The organism is Conexibacter arvalis, from assembly GCF_014199525.1.
GTDB lineage: Bacteria > Actinomycetota > Thermoleophilia > Solirubrobacterales > Solirubrobacteraceae > Conexibacter > Conexibacter arvalis.
The window spans coordinates 84,301-102,493 of sequence record NZ_JACHNU010000007.1; the positions used below are offsets into that span (position 1 = coordinate 84,301).

General features: G+C 70.6%; 20 protein-coding genes. 19 read left to right on the plus strand and 1 reads right to left on the minus strand.

Annotation, left to right across the window (positions count from 1 at the left end):
- Window positions 1-13 precede the first annotated feature (13 nt).
- The 3 genes from BDZ31_RS19905 (at window position 14) to BDZ31_RS19915 (ending at window position 3,039) form a co-directional block, all read left to right on the plus strand.
- The gene (locus BDZ31_RS19905; RefSeq protein ID WP_183344423.1) at window positions 14-457 is read left to right on the plus strand and encodes an RpiB/LacA/LacB family sugar-phosphate isomerase; all 444 of its coding nucleotides are present in this window, start codon (window positions 14-16) and stop codon (window positions 455-457) included.
- Window positions 454-1,749: a serine hydroxymethyltransferase gene (gene glyA, locus BDZ31_RS19910; RefSeq protein ID WP_183344426.1), complete on the plus strand. Its 1,296-nt coding sequence runs from the start codon at window positions 454-456 to the stop codon at window positions 1,747-1,749. Before BDZ31_RS19905 ends, glyA begins: the two co-directional genes overlap by 4 nt.
- Before the next feature lie 63 nt (window positions 1,750-1,812).
- Window positions 1,813-3,039, plus strand: coding sequence for a glycosyltransferase family 4 protein (locus tag BDZ31_RS19915; RefSeq protein WP_183344428.1), 1,227 nt, complete (start codon window positions 1,813-1,815; stop codon window positions 3,037-3,039).
- On the opposite strand, the gene BDZ31_RS19920 is transcribed toward BDZ31_RS19915, so the two are convergent.
- A complete protein-coding gene (locus BDZ31_RS19920; protein WP_183344430.1) occupies window positions 3,021-3,644 on the minus strand; it encodes a TetR/AcrR family transcriptional regulator in 624 nt (207 codons plus the stop codon). The genes BDZ31_RS19915 and BDZ31_RS19920 overlap by 19 nt on opposite strands.
- Before the next feature lie 341 nt (window positions 3,645-3,985).
- On the opposite strand from BDZ31_RS19920, the gene BDZ31_RS19925 reads away from it, so the two are divergent.
- From BDZ31_RS19925 to BDZ31_RS20000, 16 genes are all read left to right on the plus strand, one after another.
- Window positions 3,986-4,180 (plus strand): hypothetical protein, encoded by a 195-nt coding sequence (locus tag BDZ31_RS19925; RefSeq protein WP_183344432.1) that lies wholly within the window; start codon window positions 3,986-3,988, stop codon window positions 4,178-4,180.
- A gap of 10 nt (window positions 4,181-4,190) precedes the next feature.
- Window positions 4,191-4,556, plus strand: coding sequence for a hypothetical protein (locus BDZ31_RS19930; protein WP_183344434.1), 366 nt, complete (start codon window positions 4,191-4,193; stop codon window positions 4,554-4,556).
- Window positions 4,553-5,488, plus strand: coding sequence for a F0F1 ATP synthase subunit A (gene atpB, locus BDZ31_RS19935; RefSeq protein WP_183344436.1), 936 nt, complete (start codon window positions 4,553-4,555; stop codon window positions 5,486-5,488). The genes BDZ31_RS19930 and atpB overlap by 4 nt, the downstream gene beginning before the upstream one ends.
- Before the next feature lie 13 nt (window positions 5,489-5,501).
- A complete protein-coding gene (atpE, locus tag BDZ31_RS19940) occupies window positions 5,502-5,768 on the plus strand; it encodes an ATP synthase F0 subunit C (protein ID WP_343075642.1) in 267 nt (88 codons plus the stop codon).
- 4 nt (window positions 5,769-5,772) lie between these two features.
- Window positions 5,773-6,360 (plus strand): F0F1 ATP synthase subunit B, encoded by a 588-nt coding sequence (gene atpF / locus BDZ31_RS19945; protein ID WP_183344438.1) that lies wholly within the window; start codon window positions 5,773-5,775, stop codon window positions 6,358-6,360.
- Between the two features lie 6 nt (window positions 6,361-6,366).
- A complete protein-coding gene (atpH, locus tag BDZ31_RS19950) occupies window positions 6,367-6,897 on the plus strand; it encodes an ATP synthase F1 subunit delta (RefSeq protein WP_183344440.1) in 531 nt (176 codons plus the stop codon).
- 28 nt (window positions 6,898-6,925) lie between these two features.
- Complete coding sequence (gene atpA, locus BDZ31_RS19955) at window positions 6,926-8,530, plus strand: F0F1 ATP synthase subunit alpha (RefSeq protein ID WP_183344442.1); 1,605 nt, start codon at window positions 6,926-6,928, stop codon at window positions 8,528-8,530.
- A gap of 33 nt (window positions 8,531-8,563) precedes the next feature.
- Window positions 8,564-9,463 carry an ATP synthase F1 subunit gamma gene (gene atpG / locus BDZ31_RS19960; protein ID WP_183344443.1) on the plus strand — a complete coding sequence of 300 codons (900 nt, stop codon included), beginning with the start codon at window positions 8,564-8,566 and terminating at the stop codon, window positions 9,461-9,463.
- Window positions 9,464-9,533: 70 nt separating this feature from the next.
- Complete coding sequence (gene atpD / locus BDZ31_RS19965) at window positions 9,534-10,940, plus strand: F0F1 ATP synthase subunit beta (protein ID WP_183344446.1); 1,407 nt, start codon at window positions 9,534-9,536, stop codon at window positions 10,938-10,940.
- 10 nt (window positions 10,941-10,950) lie between these two features.
- Window positions 10,951-11,367, plus strand: coding sequence for an ATP synthase F1 subunit epsilon (gene atpC, locus BDZ31_RS19970; protein WP_183344448.1), 417 nt, complete (start codon window positions 10,951-10,953; stop codon window positions 11,365-11,367).
- A 169-nt stretch (window positions 11,368-11,536) separates the two neighbouring features.
- A complete protein-coding gene (locus tag BDZ31_RS19975) occupies window positions 11,537-12,676 on the plus strand; it encodes a M20/M25/M40 family metallo-hydrolase (protein WP_183344450.1) in 1,140 nt (379 codons plus the stop codon).
- Window positions 12,673-14,235, plus strand: coding sequence for an LCP family protein (locus BDZ31_RS19980; protein ID WP_343075643.1), 1,563 nt, complete (start codon window positions 12,673-12,675; stop codon window positions 14,233-14,235). Before BDZ31_RS19975 ends, BDZ31_RS19980 begins: the two co-directional genes overlap by 4 nt.
- Before the next feature lie 16 nt (window positions 14,236-14,251).
- A complete protein-coding gene (locus BDZ31_RS19985; RefSeq protein WP_183344452.1) occupies window positions 14,252-15,547 on the plus strand; it encodes a UDP-glucose dehydrogenase family protein in 1,296 nt (431 codons plus the stop codon).
- A 34-nt stretch (window positions 15,548-15,581) separates the two neighbouring features.
- Window positions 15,582-16,682 (plus strand): nucleotidyltransferase family protein, encoded by a 1,101-nt coding sequence (locus BDZ31_RS19990; RefSeq protein ID WP_183344454.1) that lies wholly within the window; start codon window positions 15,582-15,584, stop codon window positions 16,680-16,682.
- Window positions 16,679-17,728 (plus strand): bifunctional phosphoglucose/phosphomannose isomerase, encoded by a 1,050-nt coding sequence (locus tag BDZ31_RS19995; RefSeq protein ID WP_183344456.1) that lies wholly within the window; start codon window positions 16,679-16,681, stop codon window positions 17,726-17,728. The genes BDZ31_RS19990 and BDZ31_RS19995 overlap by 4 nt, the downstream gene beginning before the upstream one ends.
- An 82-nt stretch (window positions 17,729-17,810) precedes the next feature.
- Window positions 17,811-18,188 (plus strand): MerR family transcriptional regulator, encoded by a 378-nt coding sequence (locus BDZ31_RS20000; protein ID WP_183344458.1) that lies wholly within the window; start codon window positions 17,811-17,813, stop codon window positions 18,186-18,188.
- Window positions 18,189-18,193 lie beyond the last annotated feature (5 nt).

Sequence of the window (18,193 nt, forward strand, 5' to 3'; positions counted from 1 at the left end):
TCGTGCGGCCGCCATGAAGATCGCCATCGCCTCAGACCACGCCGGCTTCGCGCTGAAGTCGCATCTCGCCGCGGCGCTCGCCGCCGCCGGCCACGACGTCGCCGACCTCGGGACCGACGGCCCCGACTCGGTCGACTACCCGCAGTTCGCCGAGCCGGCCGCCGAGCTCGTCGGGAGGGGGGAGGTCGACCGCGGCGTGCTCGTCTGCGGCTCCGGCAACGGCGTCGCGATCGTCGCCAACAAGGTCCACGGCGTCCGCGCGGTCAACGCCCACGACGTGGAGGAGGCCGAGATGTGCCGGCGCCACAACGACGCCAACGTCGTCACCCTGTCGGGCGCGCGCCTGACGCCGGACGCGGCCGACGCGATCGTCGCCGCGTTCCTCGCCACCGACTTCGACGGCGGTCGCCACGCCCGCCGCGTCAACCAGATCACCGCGATGGAGACGCCCGCATGACCGACCTTCCCGCCGACTTCTTCAACAAGCCGCTCGCCGAGGTCGACCCGGAGATCGCGGACGCGCTCCAGCGCGAGCTGGAGCGCCAGCAGCGAACGCTGGAGATGATCGCCTCGGAGAACTTCGTCCCGCAGGCGGTCCTCGACTGTCAGGGCAGCGTGCTGACGAACAAGTACGCCGAGGGCTACCCCGGCCGCCGCTACTACGGCGGCTGCGAGTGGGTCGACGTCGCCGAGCAGCTGGCGATCGACCGCGCCAAGGAGCTGTTCGGCGCCGAGCACGCCAACGTCCAGGCGCACTCCGGCGCGCAGGCCAACACCGCCGTCTACCACGCCCTGCTGCAGCCGGGCGACACGATCATGGGCCTCGAGCTGGCCCACGGCGGCCATCTCTCGCACGGCATGAGAATCAACGTCTCCGGCCGCCTGTACGACATCGCCCCGTACCAGGTGCGGCGCGAGACGAGCCTGATCGACATGGACGACGTCGAGCGGATCGCCAAGGAGCGCAAGCCGAAGCTGCTGCTCGCCGGCTGGTCGGCCTACACGCGCCAGCTCGACTTCGCCCGCTTCCGCGAGATCGCCGACGCGGTCGGCGCCCTCCTGATGGTCGACATGGCGCACTTCGCCGGCCTCGTCGCGGCCGGCCTGCACCCGAACCCGGTGCCGTACGCCGACGTCGTCACGACGACGACGCACAAGACGATCGGCGGCGGCCGCGGCGGCCTGATCCTCTGCAGAGAGGAGCACGCCAGAAAGATCAACTCGGCGATCTTCCCCGGCCAGCAGGGCGGTCCGCTGGAGCACGTGATCGCCGGCAAGGCGGTCGCGTTCAAGATCGCGATGAGCGACGCCTTCAAGGAGCGCCAGCGGCGCACGATCGCCGGCGCGCAGGCGCTCGCGACGGAGCTGCTGGAGGGCGGCGCCGAGCACGGCGTCAGCGTGCTGACGGGCGGCACCGACGTCCATCTCGTGCTCGCCGACCTGCGCGAGTCCGAGCTCGACGGCCAGCAGGCGGAGGACCGCCTCCACGAGGTCGGCATCACCGTCAACCGCAACGCCGTCCCGTTCGACCCGCGTCCGCCGATGGTCTCCAGCGGCCTGCGGATCGGCTCGCCGGCGCTCGCCACGCGCGGCTTCCAGGTCGACGACTTCCACGAGGTCGGCAAGGTGATCGCCGCGACGCTGTCGCCGGCCTTCGAGACGCGCAAGGCCGAGCTCGCCGAGCGCGTGAGCGCGCTGGCCGACAAGCACCCGCTGTACGCGCACCTGGGCACGCCGACGCCCGCCTAGCGGCACGGCCCGGACCGCGGCAGGCGCCGCGGTCCACCGGCCCTGCCACACTCTGTCCCCGGCATGAACGAGCTCGACGCCGTCTTCGCCTTCCTCGTCGCCCTGGCCGTGGCAGCGATCACGACCCCGCTGGCGGCGAGGCTGGCCTTCCGGATCGGCGCCGTCGACGAGCCGCGGGAGCGCGGCCTCGCCGCGCGCGCGACGCCGCTGCTCGGCGGCCTGGCGATCCTCGCGGGGGTCCTCGTCGCGGCGGCGATCTGGCTGCCGCTCACCGACGAGACGCGCGGGATCCTGCTCGGCGCCGCGCTGATCGCGCTCGTCGGCGCGATCGACGACGTGATCGACCTGCCGCCGCAGTGGAAGCTGCTGGGGCAGGTCGCGGCGGCGGTGATCCCGGTCGCCGCCGGCGTGCGGGTCGAGAACATCACGCTGCCGTTCCTCGGCGCCGTCGACTTCGGCGAGCTCGGCGGCGTGCTGACGGTGATCGGCCTCGTCGGCTTGATGAACGTCGTCAACTTCTCCGACGGCGTCGACGGGCTCGCCGCCGGCGTCTGCGCGATCAGCGCCGTCGCCTTCTCGATCATCGCCTTCGACCTCGGGCGCGACGGCGCCGGCGTGCTCGCCGCGATCGTCGCCGGCGCCGCGCTCGGCTTCCTCTTCCACAACTTCCACCCGGCGTCGATCTTCATGGGCGACTGCGGCGCGCTGCTGCTCGGCTTCCTGCTCGGCTGCGTCGCCGTGCAGGGCACGCTCAAGACCAACGCGCTGATCGCGCTCGTCGGGCCGCTGGCGATCCTCGCCGTGCCCTTCCTCGACACGAGCTTCGTCGTCGCGCGACGGCTGAAGTACCGCCGCGCGCCGTGGTCGGCGGACGCGCAGCACTTCCACCACCGGCTGGCGCGGGTCGGCTTCAGCCAGCGTCGCACGGTGCTCTACCTGTACGCCTGGACGATCCTGCTCGCCGGGCTCGCGGTCGCGCTGCGCTTCATCCCGTACACGGACAACCACGGCAACTTCAACCTCGGCTGGACGCTGCTGCTCGGCGCCGTCGCGCTGTTCGTCGCCGGCGCCAGCGTCTACCTCGTGATGGTGCTGGAGATCCTCAAGCTGAAGCGGCTGCGGGCGTGGCAGATGCGCCGCGCCGACCCGACGACGACCGAGCACGAGATCGTCGCGCAGGTCGAGAGCGACCTCGAGACGGGCGAGTTCGCCGCCGTCGAGGAGGGCGGCTCCGGCCAGCGGCGGTCGGGGCAGCCCCCGGCGCCGGCCTCTCAGCGCGGCGCGCCGTAGACGGCCGACAGCCAGATCCGCAGCAGCGCGTCGACGAACGGCTGCTCCGGCACGCTGCCGGGCTGGACCAGCCGCTCGTAGGCGCTGCGCTCGGTCATCCACACGAGCGCGAAGGCGGTGGCGTGCGCGGGGACCGCGGGGTCGGCGTTCCCGTCTGCCTGCTCGCGCTCGATCCGCTCGCGCGTCGAGTCGACGAAGCGGCCGACGAGCGCGCGCCAGAAGACGGCGACCTCCTCGTCGTAGGCGGCCGCCTCGACGATCGCCCGCAGCAGCGCCGGATGGCGGTGGTAGATGCCGACGATCTTCGCGATCGCGTCCCTCAGCTCGGCGCGGCCGTCGCCGTCGCCGGCCCACCAGCGCTCGGCCTCGCCGAACAGCTCGTCGGCGACGCCCGCGGTCAGCCGCCTCAGCAGCTCGCGCTTGTCGCGGAAGTAGAAGTAGAAGGCGGTGCGGGAGATGCCGGCGCGCGTCGCGATCCGCTCGATCCCCAGCTCCGAGTAGGCGGCGCCCTCCTCCAGCAGCGCCTCGGTCGCCTCCAGCACGCTCGCCTCGACGGCCGCCCGCTTGGAGCTCTGCGCCTCGGTCCGTCGGCTCAGCGATGCCATCCGGGCCAGCCTATCGCCCGCGCAGACCCTCCGCCGCAGGCGCCGGCGGCCGTCGGCCGGGGGCCGCGGCGCCCGCGGCGACGGCGTCGATCTCAGACCCAAAACCGACTCGCGCGCGGGCCGGCCCGTCTATCGCGCGGGCGCGTGCGCGTGTAGAAACCGAGTGGCGACTGTCACTAAGTTGTTACAAGCCGGCACGAGTCGGTAAGCTCTTCATAAGCCCGCAGGCAAAGCGTCTTCCGCCAGGCCCGCGGAGACCCGCCCCGCCGGTGCGGGTCCTTTTCATGTCTTGGCGGTGACGCCCGCAATGTGTTCCCCCGACTTCCCCGAGCCGCAATCCGATGACGAACGACCGCCCGCCGACGCGGGGGGCCGTCGCCGGCTCGATCATGCTCGCCGCGACGCTGCTGTGCGCCGGCGTCGGGCTTGGGGTCGGAGCGCTCGTGGGCGCGACTGTGCCGCTCTTGATCGTCGGCTTGGGCGTAGGCTTCGCCGCCGGCATCGCGCTCGTGCGTGCGCACTTCGGTGACCTCTGACAACTGACTGATGATCTTCCTCCGTCAACTCGACGTCGTGCTGCTCTTGCTCGCGCTGCCGATCTTCCTCGCGGCCGACCAGCCGCCGCTCGGCTGGGCGGCGACGACGATCGCGTGGATCGGCCAGAAGGCGCTGCAGGCCGCGCTCGAGCGCAAGGCCGCCAACTCTGAGGACCCGAAGCACTTCTTCCGCTTCATGGCCGGCTCGCTGATCGGACGTTCGTGGCTGCTTGCCCTTACGATCTTCGCCGTCGGCATCGTCGATCGCGACGCCGGGCTCGCCGCAGCCGTGCTCGCCCTCGTCGTCTTCACCTGTTACCTCGCCATCTCACTCATCATGCGTGCCCCGCAGAACCACTCGGAGCGTCCCCTTTGAACCTGCGTCGTCACCCACGTCTCCTGCTCGCGTCGCTCACGACGCTGCTCACGCTCCTGCTGCTCTCGCCGGTCGCGGCGTTCGCGGCCGAGTCGGGCGCTGACGAGCCGGCGCTGAACCCGTCCGACGAGTTCGCGCTCCCGGACTGGATCTCGATCAACATCGGCGGGCTCGACCTGTCGATCAACAAGGCCGTCTTCTACATCTTCCTCGCGACGGCCCTGACCGTCGGCGTGATGATCTACGCGGCGCGCAAGATGGCCTCCCGCCCGACGGGCCGCCTGCAGACGGTCACCGAGATGGCGTTCGGCCTCATGCGCGACAACATCACGCGCGGCAACATGGACACGAGAATGGCGGCGAAGTGGTTCCCCTTCATCGCCACGCTGTTCCTCTTCATCTGGTTCTCGAACATGATCGGGTACCTGCCGCTGCCGACGAACACGTCGCACACGTTCGATCTCTTCGGCCTCGAGGTCCCGACCTTCGCGCTCTACGCGGCGACCGCCAACATCTCGGTCCCGCTCGTGCTCGCGATCGTCGTCTGGATCGCGTACCACGTCGAGGGCATCCGCAAGCACGGCTTCTTCGGCTACATCCGCAGCTGGGTGCCGGCCGGCGTCGAGGGCTTCATGGTCGGCCCGATCCTGGCGATCGAGGCGCTCTCGCACTTCGTCCGCCTCATCTCGCTCTCGCTGCGACTGTTCGCGAACATCCTCGCCGGCCACCTCCTCATCCTCTTCATGGCGGGCGGCCTCGTCGTCCTGCTCGGGATGGGCGTGTTCGGCTCCGTCGTCCTCGGCATCTCGACCGGGACGCTGGCCGTGATCTTCTTCCTCTTCGAGATCGGCCTGGTCGCGACGCTCCAGGCATTCATCTTCAGCACTCTTACCGCGATCTATCTCGGCGGCGCCGTCGCCGAGGAACACTAAGGAGAACCCGCAAGTGGACCTGATCCTGATCACCGCACAGGTCGCCGCCGAGACCGGCGAGACCGCCGGCCGCGCGATCGGCCTCGGCCTCGGCACCGGCCTCGCCGCGCTCGGTACGGGCATCGGCCTCGGCTTCATCTTCGGCAAGACGATCGAGGCTGTCTCGCGTCAGCCCGAGCTGAGAAACGACATCCAGTCGATCCAGTGGCTCGGCTTCGCGCTCACCGAGGCGACCGTCTTCTACGGGTTCATCGCCGGCCTGATCGCCTTCTTCGTCTAAGCCGATGTTCGCCGCAATCGACACCATCGCGGCGCCCCTCGTCCTGGCCGCGACCACTGAGGACGACGGGCTCAACCCGCTCGTCAAGGTCGTCCCCGGCCTGATGATCTGGACGCTGCTGGCGTTCCTCGTCGCCCTCCTGCTGCTGCGCAAGTACGCGTGGCCGCAGATCACGAGAATCCTCGACCAGCGCCAGCACCAGATCGAGGAGTCGATCGACGCGGCCGAGCGCACCCGGGCCGAAGCCGACGAGCTGCTCGCCGAGTACCGGCAGCGGCTCGCGGACGCCCGCGCTCAGGCCGACGAGATCGTCGCCAAGGCCGAACGTGCCGGCGAGGTCGCCGAGCGCGAGGGCCTCGAGGCGGCGAAGGTCAAGCGCGAGGAGCTGCTGGAGCAGACCCGCCGCGACATCGAGGGCGAGACCCGCCGCGCGATCCAGGAGATCCGCCGCGAGGTCGCCGACCTCACCGTCCAGGCGACCGAGAAGGTCACCAAGAAGACCCTGTCCGCCGACGACCAGAAGCGGCTCGTCGAGGAGGCGCTGTCCGAGCTGGACTTCAGCGCGCTCTCCGGCGAGAACCGGAGGAACTAGGTCCCGATGGAAGAGATCGCCCAGGTCTACTCGCGCGCGCTGTTCGAGGTTGCCAAGGAGCACGGCAAGCTCGACGTCGCGCGCGAGCAGCTCGGCCAGTTCGCCGACGCGTTGGAGCAGAACCGCGACCTCGCGGTCTTCTTCTTCTCGCCGTACTTCTCCACCGAGGAGAAGAAGGACGGCCTGCGCAGAACGGTGGAGGGCGCCGACCCGACCGTCCTCAACTTCCTCGAGACGCTGCTCGAACGTCACCGCATGCCGGCCGTCTACCGCATCCGTGCGGAGTTCGACCGGATGTGGGACGAGGAGAACAAGCTGCTGCCGGTCGAGGTCACGAGCGCGATCGACCTCGACGAGGCGACCGTCAAGAGCCTCGGCGACCGCATCGGCCAGCAGACCGGCCAGCGCGTCGAGCTGACGAGCAAGGTCGACCCCTCGATCCTCGGCGGGATCGTGCTGCGCGTCGGGAACCAGATCCTCGACGCCTCGATCAAGCACCGACTCGACCAACTTCGCAAGCACGTCGCGCAGGCATAGGCCTGTCATAGGAGCCAAGACCACCACCATGCAGATCAAGCCCGACGAGATCACCTCCATCCTCAAGAGCCGCATCGAGGGCCTCGACAGCGGCAGCGCCGACCTGACCGAGGTCGGCACCGTGCTGTCCGTCGCGGACGGCATCGCCCGCGTGCACGGGCTCGAGAACTGCATGTCGTTCGAGATGCTCGAGCTGCCGCACGACGTCACCGGCCTCGCCCTCAACCTCGAGTCCGACAACGTCGGCGTCGTGCTGTTCGGCGACTGGCAGAAGGTCGTCGAGGGCGACACCGTCAAGCGCACCGGCAGACTGCTCGAGATCCCGGTCGGCGAGGCCCTGCTCGGCCGCATCGTCGACCCGCTCGGCAACCCGCTCGACGGCAAGGGCGACATCGTCACGTCCGAGAGCCGCCCGGCCGAGTTCAAGGCGCCCGGCGTCGTCCAGCGCCAGCCGGTCACCGAGCCGATGCAGACCGGCCTGAAGGCCGTCGACGCGATGATCCCGATCGGCCGCGGCCAGCGCGAGCTGATCATCGGCGACCGCCAGACCGGCAAGACGGCGATCGCGATCGACACGATCATCAACAACAAGGACTCGGGCGTCGTCTCGGTCTACGTCGCGATCGGCCAGCGCCTCGCGACCGTCGTCGGCATCGCCGAGACGCTCGCGGAGAACGGCGCGCTCGACTCGACGATCATCGTCGCCGCGGCTGCCGACGAGGCCGCGCCGATCAAGTTCATGGCTCCGTACGCCGGCGCCGCGATGGCCGAGTACTTCCTCTACAAGGGCAGACACGCGCTGGCGGTCTACGACGACCTCACCAAGCACGCGTACGCCTATCGCCAGATGTCGCTCCTGCTCCGCCGCCCGCCGGGCCGCGAGGCGTACCCGGGCGACGTCTTCTACCTCCACTCCCGCCTGCTGGAGCGCTCGGTCAAGCTCAACGACGAGCTCGGCGGCGGCTCGATGACGGCGCTGCCGATCATCGAGACGCAGGGCGGCGACGTGTCGGCGTACATCCCGACCAACGTCATCTCGATCACCGACGGCCAGATCTTCCTCGAGCCGAAGCTGTTCTTCTCCGGCGTCCGCCCGGCGATCAACGTCGGCATCTCGGTCTCGCGCGTCGGCGGCAACGCCCAGATCAAGCCGATGAAGAAGGTCGCCGGCAAGATCAAGCTCGAGCTGTCGCAGTTCCGCGAGCTGGAGGCGTTCGCGCAGTTCGGCTCCGACCTCGACGCCGACACGCAGCGCACGCTCGCCCGCGGTCAGCGCCTCGTCAGAACGCTGAACCAGAACGAGCGCTCGCCGCTGTCGGTCGAGGACCAGGTCATCCAGATCTACGCCGCGACCAACGGCTACCTCGACCGCATCGCGCTCGAGAAGGTCGAGAAGTTCCTCGAGGGCCTGACCCGTCGCGCCCACGCCGAGGCGGGCGACCTGCGCAAGGCGATCGCCGGCGGCGACTGGTCCGACGACACCGAGCAGGCGGTCGACGCGCTCGTCAAGGCGTACGCCGAGGACTTCGGCTACGACCTCGACGAGGAGGGCCAGCCGCTCGAGGAGGGCGCCGCTCCGGCGGTCCGCTCCGCGGCCAGCGAAGAGCGCGAGCAGGAGGCGGCGGCCGTCTAGCGCCCCGCGCGACCAGGACGAGCAGCTCAGACCATGGCTCAGCGAGACGTCAAGAACCGCATCGCGTCGGTCAAGAACATCCAGAAGATCACGCGCGCGATGGAGATGGTCGCGGCGGCGCGCCTGCGGCGCGCCGAGACGCGGATCGCTGCGCTGCGCCCGTACGCCGGCGCGATCCGCCGCATGACCCGTCAGGCGGCGGAGGCGGCCGGCGACGTGCCGGCGCTGCCGATCCTGGCCGATCGCGATCAGGAGCAGCGCGTCGCGCTGCTCCTGGTGACGGCCGACCGCGGCCTCGCCGGCGCGTTCAACTCGCAGATCATCCGCGCCGGCACGCGCACCGGCGACGAGTACACCGCCGAGGGGCGGCAGGTCGTCTACTACGCGACCGGCCGCCGCGGCGTGTCGTCGCTGACCTTCCGCAACCGCACGCCCGAGCAGGGCTTCACGGGCTTCACCGAGCGCCCCTCGTACGCCAACGCGCGCGAGATCGCCAACGTGCTGACCGCCGCCTACATCGACGGCAAGGTCGACCGCGTCGAGATCCTCTACAACGGCTACATCTCGCCGATGTCGCAGGAGGTCCGCCGCGAGACGCTGCTGCCGCTGCAGAAGGCGACGATCCTCGACGAGCAGGGCGCCGAGGGCGAGCAGGAGGAGGTCGGCGGCGCCCAGGCGCTGGTCGACTACGAGCCCGAGCCGGAGGAGATCCTCGCCCGCCTCGTGCCGGACTACGTCGAGATCTCGATCTTCCGCGCCCTGCTGGAGTCGACGGCGTCGGAGCTTGGCGCGCGCATGACCGCGATGCGCAGCGCCTCCGACAACGCCGGCGAGATCATCGACGACCTCACGCTCGAGATGAACCGCGCACGTCAGGCGGAGATCACGCAGGAGATCATGGAAGTCGTCGCCGGCGCCGAGGCGCTGGGGTGACATCGGCCGAAGGCCGGCGCTCGCGACGGCCGTAGGACGAAACCCTTTTTATCTGGAGACCACGAAACCAATGTCAGCCACCGCAGAGACCCAGACCAAGAACCTGGGGCGGATCGAGGAGATCCAGGGCGTCGTCATCGAGGCCGTCTTCCCTGATCAGCTGCCCCACATCAACAACGCGCTCGAGATCGACATCGACGGCGGCGTCCTCGTCTGCGAGGTCCAGCAGCACCTCGGCGACGATCGCGTCCGCGCGGTGGCGATGGACTCGACCGACGGCCTCGCCCGCGGCGTCGAGGTCCGCGACACCGGCGGCCCGATCACCGTCCCGGTCGGCCGCGCGACGCTCGGCCGCATCTTCAACGTGCTCGGCGAGCCGATCGACCTCGCCGGCGACGTGCAGGCCGACGAGCATCGTCCGATCCACGCGCCGGCCCCGTCGGTCGAGGAGCTGACCCCGACGACCGAGATGTTCGAGACGGGCATCAAGGTCATCGACCTGCTCGCGCCGTACGCGAAGGGCGGCAAGGTCGGCCTCTTCGGCGGCGCCGGCGTCGGCAAGACCGTCCTGATCCAGGAGCTGATCGACAACCTCGCCCGCGAGCACGGCGGCCTCTCGGCCTTCTGCGGCGTCGGCGAGCGCTCGCGCGAGGGGAACGACCTCTGGCTCGAGATGAAGGAGTCGGGCACGATCGACAAGACGATGCTCGTCTTCGGCCAGATGAACGAGCCCCCGGGCGCCCGCATGCGCGTCGCGCTGTCGGGCCTGACGATGGCGGAGTACTTCCGCGACCAGGGCCAGGACGTGCTGCTGTTCATCGACAACATCTTCCGCTTCGTGCAGGCGGGCTCCGAGGTCTCCGCGCTTCTGGGCCGCATGCCGTCGCAGGTCGGCTACCAGCCGACGCTCGAGTCGGAGATGGGCCAGCTGCAGGAGCGGATCACCTCGACCCGCCAGGGCTCGGTCACCTCGGTGCAGGCCGTCTACGTCCCCGCCGACGACCTCACCGACCCGGCGCCGGCGTCGGTGTTCGCCCACCTCAACGCGACGACCGTGCTCTCGCGCTCGATCTCGGAGAAGGGCATCTACCCGGCCGTCGACCCGCTCGACTCGACCTCGACGATCCTCAAGCCGGACATCCTTGGCGAGGAGCACTACGAGGTCGCCAACCAGGTGAAGGAGATCCTCCAGCGCTACAAGGAGCTGCAGGACATCATCGCCATCCTTGGCATCGACGAGCTCTCCGACGAGGACAAGGTCATCGTCCAGCGCGCCCGCAAGGTCGAGCGCTTCCTCTCGCAGCCGTTCCACGTCGCGGAGCAGTTCACCGGCATCTCCGGCTCCTACGTGCCGATCGCCGAGACGATCCGCGGCTTCAAGGAGATCATCGAGGGCAAGCACGACGACCTGCCGGAGCGCGTCTTCCTGCTCAAGGGCACGATCGACGACGTCGTCGAGGCCGCGAAGAAGGGCTGAGGCGGCGCTCGTGGCCCGGACCAAGTTCCACGTCGAGGTCCTCACCCCTGAGGGGGAGGTCTTCAACGACGACGTCGAGATGATCGCGACGAAGACGGTCGGCGGCTCGATCGGCATCCTCGCGCATCACCAGCCGCTGCTGGCGATGCTCGACCCGGCCGAGCTGCGCCTGTACCGCTCCGAGAGCGAGACGGTGCGCTTCGCGCAGGGCGAGGGCTACCTCCAGGTCGCCGGCGACGGCAGCGTGCTGATCCTCGTCGAGGACGCGCACGACCCGACGACGCTCGACACGGCCGAGCTGGCCGAGCAGCTGCGGGCTGCCGAGGACGCCTTCGCGAAGGCCGACTCGCACTCCGAGGAGCAGCGCGTCGCCGCGCGCGACAAGCGCCGGCTGGAGGCGTTCCAGCGGATCGCCGAGGGCGGCTGAGCACGGCTCGCCGTCACACCCGCTTCACGTCGAAGGGCCCGCTCGCCGAGCGGGCCCTTCGCCGTTGCGGCGGCGTGGGGCGCAGGTGTCGCACGCCGGGCCGCGAGAGGGCCGATCGCCGCCCCCGCCGGCCGGCCGGTCCTGCCCGATCTCTATCCTTCTCCCGACCGTGGTCGACGAACGCGCGCTCGCCGAACGCCTCATCACGTACGACACGTCGCGCGCCGAGGAGCTGGCGGCCGCGGCGGCGTTCGTGCGCGGCTGGCTGGAGGCGCGCGAGATCGAGGTGCGTGAGCACACCCACAACGGCCTGCCCGTGATCGTCGCTGACGTCGGGCCGACCGACGCGCCGACGGTCGTCTTCCACGGCCACCTCGACGTGGTGCCCGGCCTCCAGGAGCAGTACGAGCCGCGGACCGAGGGGGACAGGCTGATCGGCCGCGGCGCCTACGACATGAAGGGCGGCCTCGCGGCGATGATGTGCGCGCTGAAGGACTGCGCCGCGCAGGACAGGGTGCGCGTCCGCTTCATCTGCGTGCCCGACGAGGAGGCCGAGGACGTCGACGCCCGCTCGACCGACGAGCTGGTCGCCTCCGGCATGAGCGCCGACTTCGCGATCACCGGGGAGCCGACCGACCTGCACATCGGCGTGCAGGCGAAGGGGGTGCTGGCGATGAGGATCGACGTCGCCGGCCGCTCGGCACACGGCTCGACCCCGTGGCTCGGCGACAGCGCGGTGCTGAAGGCGTTCGACGTCTTCCGCCGGATCGAGGCGCTGCCGTTCGCGCGCGAGTCCTCCGAGCTGTTCGACCGGCCGTCGATCAACCTCGGCCGGATCCAGGGCGGCGACGCCTTCAACAAGGTCCCCGACCGCTGCGAGATGGTCGTCGACGTGCGGTACCTGCCCGGGCAGGACCCCGGCGCGATCCTCGCCGACATCCGCGCGATCGACGACGTGACGGTGACGCGCACGCTCGTGCGGGCGCCGGCGTACGTCTCGCGCAGCCACCCGTACGTGCGGGCGCTGCGCGACGCGATCGCCCGCACGCTCGAGGACGAGGCGGTCAGCGTCGGCCGCGACGGCGCCTCCGACGCGATCTCGTTCCTGGAGGCGGGGATCCCGGCGGTCGAGTTCGGGCCGTCCGGCAGCGGTCACCACGGGCCCGACGAATGGGTGTCGATCGCCTCGCTGCAGCGCTACCGCCGCGCGCTCGGCGACTTCGTCCGCACGTTGCCCGAATGGCTGGAGCGCGACCGCGCGGGCGAGCCCGGCGGCGGACTGCACGCGATCGAGGGAGGACTGGCGTGAGCCACCACGTTCCGGGGCCGGACGACTACGAGTTCCCCTCGCGCGGACGCGCCGGGATGTGGATCCGCTACATCGTCGCGGCGGTCGTCGTGATCGTGCTGACGGCCGGCGCGACGGCGACCGCGGGCCTGCTGGAGGTGCAGAACTTCGTCGACGACCTGCGCGCCGGCGGCACGATCAGGGGCACCGAGAGAGCGATCACCCGCGCCGACGCGGGCGACCCGCGGACGATCCTGCTGATCGGCTCCGACCACCGCTTCGGCGACGACGGGAGAAACGCGCGCTCGGACACGATGATGCTCGTGCGGATCGACCCGGACGCGGAGGCGACGACGGTGCTCTCGATACCGCGCGATCTGAGAGTCTCGTTCAGAGACAGAGACGGCGGGTTCCATCCCGACACGAAGATCAACGAGACGTACACGCTCGGCGGCGAGGCGCTGACGGCAGAGGTCATCAGCGAGACGTTCGGGATCGACATCAACCACATCGCGAACGTCAACTTCAGAGGCTTCCGCGAGGCGATCGACGCGATCGGCTGCGTCTACGTCGACGTCGACCGCCGCTACTACCACTCGAACATCGGCGTCCCGATCGGCCAGCAGTACGCCGAGATCGACATCATGCCGGGCTATCAGATGATGTGCGGGGAGAGAGCGCTCGACTACGTCCGCTACCGGCACGAGGACAACGACCTCGTGCGCGGCGCGCGCCAGCAGGACTTCCTGCGCCAGATCCGCTCGCAGTACGACGCCCGCGACTTCATCGACGACCCGCACAAGCTGACGAAGGTGATCGGCAGACGGATGCAGACCGACAAGGGGCTGCAGTCGAAGGAGGCGCTGATCGACCTCGGCACGCTGATCGCGTTCTCGGCCAGCAAGCCGATCCAGCAGGTCGCGATCAGACCGCTCTACACCAGAGGCGTCAACGGCGCCTCCTACGTCGAGATGGCGCCGGGGGAGGTCGAGCGGGTGAGGCAGGAGTTCCTCAACCCGGCGGCCGCGCCGAAGGCGCCGAAGCCGAAGCGCAGAGGCGGCCGCCGCGGCGGCGGGCGCAGAAAGCAGCAGGCGCCGAGCGGCAACGACGGCCTCTTCGACATGGGCGAGACCGGCAAGCAGTACGCGCTCCAGCTCGGCTTCATCAGGATCCCGGTCTACTATCCGCGCTGGATCCCCAACCCCAACGGCTACATGACGCCCAACGGCGGTGCCGAGGGCGGCTACCCGCTCAGATACCGGATGAAGTCCGGCGACGGCCCGATGAAGGCCGCCTACCGCTTCGTCGTCAACGTCGGCGGCGACGCCTATCCCGGCAACTACATGGGCGTGCAGGGCCTCGCCTGGACCGATCCGCCGATCCTCAAGAACCCCTCCTCCGACAGCCGCACGATCAACGGCAAGAAGCTCGACCTCTACTACGACGGCACGAGACTGCGCCTCGTCGCCTGGAGGACCCCCAGAGCGGTCTATTGGATCTCCAACACGCTGGAGAAGCGGCTCACCAACGACCAGATGCTGAGAATCGCCGGTTCGCTGACACGCCTCGGCGGGCGCTAGTAGGGTTCGCCGCCGCATGAGCCAATCCCAGCGCGAACCGATCGCCGTGATCGGCACCGGCTACGTCGGACTCGTGACCGCTGCCGGCTTCGCCGAGCTCGGCAACGAGGTCTGGTGCGTCGACATCGACGCGTCCAAGATCGACCTCCTCAACCGAGGCGAGATCCCCATCTACGAGCCCGGCCTCGCCGAGTCGATCGCCGCCAACCGCGAACGACTCCACTTCTCGACCGAGCTCGGCCCGGCGCTCGAGCATGCGCGCCTGCTGTTCGTCGCCGTCGGGACCCCGCCGACCTACTCGGGCGACGCCGACCTCAGCGCCGTCCACGCCGTGGTCGACGCGATGCCGGCCTCCGACCGCCACGCGCTCGTGATGAAGTCGACGGTGCCGGTCGGCACCGGCGACTCGATCAAGCGCGCCTTCGCCACCCGCGGCAAGGACGGCTTCCGCTACGTCTCCTGCCCCGAGTTCCTCAAGGAGGGCTCGGCGCTGGCGGACTTCCGCCATCCCGATCGCGTCGTCGTCGGCGACGACGGCGACTGGGCCGGCCAGGCGGTCGTCGACCTCTACGCGCCGCTCGGCGCGCCGCTCGTGCGCACCGACATCCGCAGCGCCGAGATGGTCAAGCTCGCCTCCAACGCCTTCCTCGCGACGAAGATCTCGTTCATCAACGAGATCGCCAACGTCTGCGAGGAGACCGGCGCCGACGTCGAGGAGGTCGCGCGGGGGATGGGCCTCGACGCGCGCATCGGCGAGAAGTTCCTGCGCCCCGGCATCGGCTACGGCGGCTCGTGCTTCCCGAAGGACGTCAGCGCGCTGAAGCTGCTCGCCGGCAACTCGGGCTACCACTTCCAGCTGCTGAACGCGGTGATCGAGGTCAACGAGCTGCAGAAGCGGCGCGTGATCAGAAAGCTGCAGAAGCATCTCGGCACGCTCGTCGGCAAGCGCGTCGCGCTGCTCGGGCTCGCCTTCAAGGCCAACACCGACGACATGCGCGAGGCATCGTCGCTCGTGCTCGCGTCGCGCCTCCAGGGCGAGGGCGCGCTCGTCAGCGCCTACGACCCGCTCGCCGAGACGGAGGCGCGCAAGCTGATGACCGGCGTCGACTTCGCCGACTCGGCGCTCGGCGCGCTCGAGCAGGCCGACGCGGTCGTGCTCGTGACCGAATGGGCGGAGTTCAAGGAGCTCGACTGGAAGGCGGCCGCCGAGCGGATGGCCGGCACGGTCGTGATCGACGGCCGCAACCACCTCGACGCAGGCGAGCTGGCCGCCGCCGGCTTCACCTACGAGGGCGTGGGGCGCGGGACGTGACAGACGGCCGCGGAATGCCGACAGGGGACGCCAGATGCAGGCGCTGATCCTCGCCGGCGGCCAGGGCACCCGGCTGCGGCCGCTGACCGCGACGGTGCCGAAGCCGGTCGTGCCGCTGGTCGACCGGCCCTTCATCGCGTTCATGCTCGACTGGCTGCGCGGCCACGGCGTCGACGACGTCGTCATCTCCTGCGGCTTCCTCGCCTCGGGCGTGCGCAACGTGCTCGGCGACGGCAGCAGCTGGGGCGTCAGACTGCGCTACGTCGAGGAGCCGAGACCGCTCGGGACCGGCGGCGCGGTCAAGTTCGCCGAGCCGCTGCTCGACGAGCGGGTGCTGATCCTCAACGGCGACGTGCTGACCGACATCGACCTGACCGCGCAGCTCGCGCAGCACGAGCGCACCGGCGCGCGGCTGACGCTGGCGCTGATCGGCGTCGACGACCCGTCGGCCTACGGGCTCGTGAGACTCAACGACGACGACAGCGTCTGCGCCTTCCTCGAGAAGCCGAGCCCCGACCAGATCGACACCAACCTCGTCAACGCCGGCGCCTACGTGCTCGAGCGCGAGGTGCTCGACGCGATCCCGCCGGGACGCAACGTCTCGATCGAGCGCGAGGTCTTCCCGACCCTCGTCGACAACGGCCTCTACGGCTGCTCCGCAGATGCCTACTGGCTCGACATCGGCACGCCCGAGCGCTACCTCCAGGCGACCCACGACATCCTCGACGGCGCCGTGCGCACGTCGGTGCCCGACGGCTACGACGGTCGCAACGTCGCGCTCGCCGCCGACGCCGAGGTGCGCGGCCGGGTCGTCGGACCGGCGCATGTCGGCAGCGGCGTGCGCGTCGCCCAGGGCGCGCTCGTCAGCGGCCGCACGGTGCTCGGCCGCAACGTCGAGATCGGCCCCGGCGCCCACGTCGACGGAGCGGTCGTGCTCGACGGCGCCGTCGTCGGCCCGCACGCGACCGTGACGAACGCGATCGTCGGCCCCGGCGTGCAGCTCGGCGCCCGCTGCCGCGTCGGCGAGGGCGTCGTGCTCGGCGAGGGCGTCGTGCTCGGCGACGAGAACCACCTCGACGCGGGCGCGCGCGTCTTCCCGAACGTCTCCCTTCCCGATGGAGCGATCAAGTTTTGAGCGACCTCACCCGTGAAGCGATCGAAGCGGTCGACCTCTCCAAGCAGGTCGACGACATCCTTGGCACCCCCGACCACCTGCGCGACGCGCTGTGGCGCGTCGAGTCGGCGAGCCTGACGCCGCACGACGCCCCGGGCGGCTTCATCGTCGCCGGCATGGGCGGGTCGGCGATCGGCGGCGCCCTGGCGGCGAGCGTGCTCGGCGACCGCGCGTCGCGGCCGATCGCCGTGGCGCGCGACTACGGCCTGCCGGCCTGGACGACGCACGAGGCGACCGTCCTCTGCGCGAGCTACTCCGGCAACACGGAGGAGACGCTCGCCGCCTACGAGGCGGCCGGCGTGATCGGCGCCCAGCGGATCGTCGCGACGACCGGCGGCAAGCTCGCCGCGGCCGCGCGTGCGGACGGCGTGCCGGTGATCCCGCTGCCGGGGATGTTCCAGCCGCGCGTCGCCGTCGGCTACATGCTCGTCGTCGCGCTCGAGGTCGCCGCGCTGTGCGGCGCCGCCGAGTCGCTGCACTCCGAGATCGACGTCGCCGCCGCTCACACCGAGGCGCTCGTCGCCGAGTGGGGGCCTGACAGCGCCGAGGACAGCCTGGCGAAGCAGATCGCGCGCGGCATCCACGGGACGATCCCGCAGATCGCCGGCGCCGGCCTGACCACGCCGATCGCCTACCGCTGGAAGACGCAGCTCAACGAGAACGCGAAGGTCCCGGCCTTCGCCGCCGAGCTGCCGGAGCTCAACCACAACGAGCTCGTCGGCTGGCAGGGCGCCGCCGACCTCGCCCGCTTCAGCGCCGTCTTCCTCGACGACTCCGACCTGCACCCGCGCGTGCGGCAGCGGATCGAGCTGACGCGCGGGCTGATCAGCGCGACCGCTGCCAGCTCCTTCCGCGTCGAGGGCCGTGGCGAGACGCGCACCGAGCGCCTCGTCTCGCTCGTCCTGCTCGGCGATCTCGTCTCGCTGTACGCCGCGGTCCTGCGCGGCATCGACCCGACCCCGGTCGACGCGATCGAGCGCTTCAAGACGGTGCTGGCCGGCGGCTGACGCTGGGCGTTCCGCGCCGCGGGCGGTCCGCGGACCGCCCGCGCGGAACCTTGACACGTCTCTGGTAAGGTTGGCCGCGCCGATGGCGACGGACGCGCTCACGATCCACGAGTCCGCGGAGACGACCGGCTGGTCGCCCCGCATGCTGCGCTACATCGAGCGCAGCGGCCTCGTCGTGCCCGCGCGCTCGGCGTCCGGCTACCGCCTCTACGGCGCTGCCGAGCTGCAGCGCCTGCGCACCCTGCGCGAGCTGCTCGAGCGGTTCGAGCTCGGGCTCTCCGACGTCGCGTTCGCGCAACGGCTCGGCGAGGACGCCGAGCTGCGCGGCGCGGTCGAGGAATGGCTCGAAGCCGAGCCGGCCCGGCCCGAGCACGTCGCCGCCGGCGACTGGCTCGGCTGGGAGCAGGACAAGCACCAGAAGCTTCTCGCGGCCGCCGCCACGCCGCCTGCCAACGTCTGAGGAAA

What these genes read in the sequence shown, in the direction of transcription:
- BDZ31_RS19930 (WP_183344434.1), top strand. Translation starts at nt 4,191, where the DNA reads ATGATCTTCCTCCGTCAACTCGACGTCGTGCTGCTCTTGCTCGCGCTG.
- atpG (WP_183344443.1), top strand. Translation starts at nt 8,564, where the DNA reads ATGGCTCAGCGAGACGTCAAGAACCGCATCGCGTCGGTCAAGAACATC.
- BDZ31_RS20000 (WP_183344458.1), top strand. Translation starts at nt 17,811, where the DNA reads ATGGCGACGGACGCGCTCACGATCCACGAGTCCGCGGAGACGACCGGC.
- BDZ31_RS19920 (WP_183344430.1), bottom strand. Translation starts at nt 3,644, where the DNA reads ATGGCATCGCTGAGCCGACGGACCGAGGCGCAGAGCTCCAAGCGGGCG.
- BDZ31_RS19925 (WP_183344432.1), top strand. Translation starts at nt 3,986, where the DNA reads ATGACGAACGACCGCCCGCCGACGCGGGGGGCCGTCGCCGGCTCGATC.
- BDZ31_RS19985 (WP_183344452.1), top strand. Translation starts at nt 14,252, where the DNA reads ATGAGCCAATCCCAGCGCGAACCGATCGCCGTGATCGGCACCGGCTAC.
- atpD (WP_183344446.1), top strand. Translation starts at nt 9,534, where the DNA reads ATGTCAGCCACCGCAGAGACCCAGACCAAGAACCTGGGGCGGATCGAG.
- atpH (WP_183344440.1), top strand. Translation starts at nt 6,367, where the DNA reads ATGGAAGAGATCGCCCAGGTCTACTCGCGCGCGCTGTTCGAGGTTGCC.
- BDZ31_RS19905 (WP_183344423.1), top strand. Translation starts at nt 14, where the DNA reads ATGAAGATCGCCATCGCCTCAGACCACGCCGGCTTCGCGCTGAAGTCG.
- BDZ31_RS19915 (WP_183344428.1), top strand. Translation starts at nt 1,813, where the DNA reads ATGAACGAGCTCGACGCCGTCTTCGCCTTCCTCGTCGCCCTGGCCGTG.
- glyA (WP_183344426.1), top strand. Translation starts at nt 454, where the DNA reads ATGACCGACCTTCCCGCCGACTTCTTCAACAAGCCGCTCGCCGAGGTC.
- BDZ31_RS19990 (WP_183344454.1), top strand. Translation starts at nt 15,582, where the DNA reads ATGCAGGCGCTGATCCTCGCCGGCGGCCAGGGCACCCGGCTGCGGCCG.
- atpA (WP_183344442.1), top strand. Translation starts at nt 6,926, where the DNA reads ATGCAGATCAAGCCCGACGAGATCACCTCCATCCTCAAGAGCCGCATC.
- atpF (WP_183344438.1), top strand. Translation starts at nt 5,773, where the DNA reads ATGTTCGCCGCAATCGACACCATCGCGGCGCCCCTCGTCCTGGCCGCG.